The sequence below is a fragment of the Streptomyces sp. AC550_RSS872 genome, assembly GCF_019049285.1.
Lineage (GTDB): Bacteria > Actinomycetota > Actinomycetes > Streptomycetales > Streptomycetaceae > Streptomyces.
In genome coordinates this window covers 1-450 of record NZ_JAGMUL010000164.1, presented here as the reverse complement: position 1 = coordinate 450, position 450 = coordinate 1, and the positions used below count along the sequence as shown (strand labels likewise).

Annotated in this window: 1 rRNA gene; it reads left to right on the top strand. The window is 57.8% G+C overall.

The features are described 5' to 3' along the window. Positions 1–83 (top strand): 16S ribosomal RNA (locus KUM44_RS38235); the annotation flags it as partial. Between the last annotated feature and the right edge of the window lie 367 nt (positions 84–450).

Sequence of the window (450 nt, the reverse complement as noted above, 5' to 3'; positions counted from 1 at the left end):
AGCTGTCGAAGGTGGGACTGGCGATTGGGACGAAGTCGTAACAAGGTAGCCGTACCGGAAGGTGCGGCTGGATCACCTCCTTTCTAAGGAGCACTTCTAAGCCGGGCTTGCCTGGTTCAGAGGCCAGTACATCAGCGAATGTCTGATGCTGGTTGCTCATGGGTGGAACGTTGATTATTCGGCACACTTGACCGTCTTGTCCTTCTAGTACTGCTCTTCGGAGCGTGGAACGTTGAGGGAAGCGGGGAGTGTGTCGGGCACGCTGTTGGGTGTCTGAAGTAGCGGCCGTGAGGCTGTGCTTCGGGTGCCGGCCCCAGTGAACTCGAACCGGATGGTTCGGGGTGATGGGTGGCTGGTCGTTGTTTGAGAACTGCACAGTGGACGCGAGCATCTGTGGCCAAGTTTTTAAGGGCGCACGGTGGATGCCTTGGCACCAGGAACCGATGAAGG